The sequence below is a fragment of the Limisphaera sp. 4302-co genome, assembly GCF_049537155.1.
Classification (GTDB): domain Bacteria; phylum Verrucomicrobiota; class Verrucomicrobiia; order Limisphaerales; family Limisphaeraceae; genus Limisphaera.
Map to the genome: position 1 here is coordinate 1 of NZ_JBMVQZ010000031.1, position 2,699 is coordinate 2,699.

Annotated in this window: 1 protein-coding gene and 1 pseudogene; both read left to right on the plus strand. The window is 58.3% G+C overall.

The features are described 5' to 3' along the window. The coding region (locus ACPDIX_RS14965; protein ID WP_423432608.1) for an RHS repeat-associated core domain-containing protein at positions 1–1,501 on the plus strand (1,501 nt) is incomplete at its 5' end. A 664-nt stretch (positions 1,502–2,165) separates the two neighbouring features. Next, positions 2,166–2,699: pseudogene (locus ACPDIX_RS14970) on the plus strand (hypothetical protein); the annotation flags it as partial.

Here is a 2,699-nt window from a genome sequence, read left to right on the forward strand (position 1 = left end):
GTGGGCGGATGGGAGCTGGTGGGTGTACACGTACGATGGTTACGGGCAGTTGGTGTCGGGTCGGCGGTACTGGGCGGACGGCCGGCCGGTGGCGGGTCAGCAGTTCGAGTATCGGCACGATGCGATTGGGAATCGGACGGCCGGTGGCTGGGGCGGGGACGAGCTGGGCCAGAGCCTGCGCTGGAGCACCAACACGGTGAACCGGTTGAACCAGTACACCGGTCGGACGGTGCCTGGGTATGTGGGGGTGTCTGGGGAGGCGGCCGAGGCGGCGACGGTGACGTTGTGGTGGGGGAGCAACGAATGGGCGCGGGCGATTCAGCAGGGACGGTACGGGTACGGTGAGGCGTTGGTGAACAACGCGACCGGGGCCCTGTGGGTGGTCATCACGAACCTGGGCGTGGTGCGGGCCAATCCGGACCGGGTGCAGTCGGAGACGCGGTCGGCCTTCGTCGCGCAGACACCCGAACTGCTGATCCACGACCTGGACGGGAACCTTGTGCGGGACGGTCGGTGGATGTACAGTTGGGATGCTGAGAACCGGCTGACGAGGGTGATCACCGTGGCGGGTCCTTCATCCAGCTTCTGTCGTGTGGACTGGAAGTACGATGCGCTGGGTCGGCGGGTGCGGCAGACTTCGTACGTCTTGAGCAACGGGGTGTGGCAGGTGGTGGAGGATGTGAAGTTCGTGAGCGATCCTGAGCTGTTCGGCCGGCATGTGGCGGAGTTGAACGCCACCAACAACAGCTTGGTGCGTGCGTACATCTGGGGCTTGGACCTGTCAGAGACCCTGGACGGCGCCGGTGGTGTGGGTGGGCTGTTGTGGGTTCGGATGGCCACCGGCCCTGCCGCAGGCACCCACTTCGTCACCTACGACGGCAACGGGAACGTATGGAACCTGGTGTCGGCCACCACCGGCACTGAAACCGCCCGCTACGAATACGGTCCTTTTGGCGAGCCCCTCCGCCTGAGCGGTCCTGCGGCCCGTACCAATCCCTTCCGCTTCAGCACCAAACGCTCCGAGGATTTCACCAGCTTGGTCCTGTACGAATACCGCGCATACAGTCCAACCTTGGGCCGCTGGTTGAGCCGGGATCCGCTCTTTGCTAAAGATTTTGATGTTTCTGGCATGAACGACCTTTTGAGTTTGGCTGAATTATGGAACCTGTGTGCGCTCTGTGGGAATGCGCCTACAACGTGGGTCGATAAAGATGGTAGGCTTGCGGTCACAATTACCGCAGCGTTAATTGGGGGTGCATGTGCCATTGGTGCCGCGGTGATTGCCTACTATGCAACCGGCTGCCTGCCGGGTGACAAAAAGAGCATCGATGGTGAATATTGGTGCTGGAAACCTTGTGGGGCTTGCCGTTCAGGAAAAACATGGGAACTAAGACCGTGTAAGATTGAACTTACGTGTCGCGATCGCACTATTTTTCGAAACGACTGGATTGTTACCTACGATGGTTGCACACCACTTCGTGGAAAACAATGTCCCAACTGATCATGAAACTGCTTCGCCAACGACCTTTTCTTCACCTTCTGACTGCAGTAGTAACTGCTGCCACCATGGTCATCCTGATATGTGGCTTTATACAGCTTCGTGAGGTGAACGATCCGGACAGTTCGGTCTTCTGGATAAAGAAATATAAGAAAGGAGCTAGAGAGGAGAGGGCAATGGCAATCAGTGTTTTATCCGCCCGGCGTCCCTACACTGATGCTGTCAAAGCCGTGCTGGCAGAAGCCACAAGAGACGAGGATGATGTGATTCGCTTTATGTCAATTCAATCACTTAGCAATAATACACGTGTAGTATGCACGTGTAGTATGGGAATAGCCCCAGGATGTACCTGCTCAGATCACGCAATAGGTCGTGACTGTGCCCACGAACAATCTGACGGTAAATAACTCCGGCGGGTTTCGTCAGGCAACTCCCGACGAGTTCAAAGCCATTAAAGCAGCCTTAGCTCAGACGGGTCAGGGGTCAGTTCTTATGAACAGCTACTTTTCCTTGCTGGCCGAAGCCTGTGACGCAGTGGGCAAGCGCAAGAAATAAACCCCTGAAAACTTCACGGTTTATGACTCCCAGAACGCCGACCAGATGACCAACATCGTCCATAGCGAAGGAGACCACACCACCATCAGTCGTTACGCCTACGAACGCCGCGGTGTCGGTGTGGCAAAGCGTGAGCGTGACCACCAACGGCGTGACCGGCAGCAGCGGCAACGTCTTTGTGCCCCGGACGCCGGAGAGCTTCGGCTACGATGCCGGCGGGAACATGGCCAATGATGGCAGATGGAGTTTCACCTGGGATGCCGAGAACAGGTTGCTGAAAGTCGAGAGCCGGGCGGACACGCCCAAAACATCCTGGTGGCGGGTGGAGTGGACATACGACGCCAAAGGGCGTAGGATAAGGCAGACAACGTCGGTGTGGACCAATCGCGCTTGGCTTGTGATCGCGGATCTGAAATTCATCAGTGACGCGATGTCAGTTGGCCGGCACATAGCGGAGCTGAATGCCACCAACAACAGCCTGGTGCGTGCGTACATCTGGGGCCTGGAGCTGTCTGAGACCCTCGACGGCGCCGGTGGAGTAGGTGGTCTTCTCTGGGTTCGGGCTGCCACTGGACCTGCGGCAGGCACCCACTTCGTCTCCTACGACGGCAACGGGAACGTGTGGAACCTGATTTCTGCGTCCACC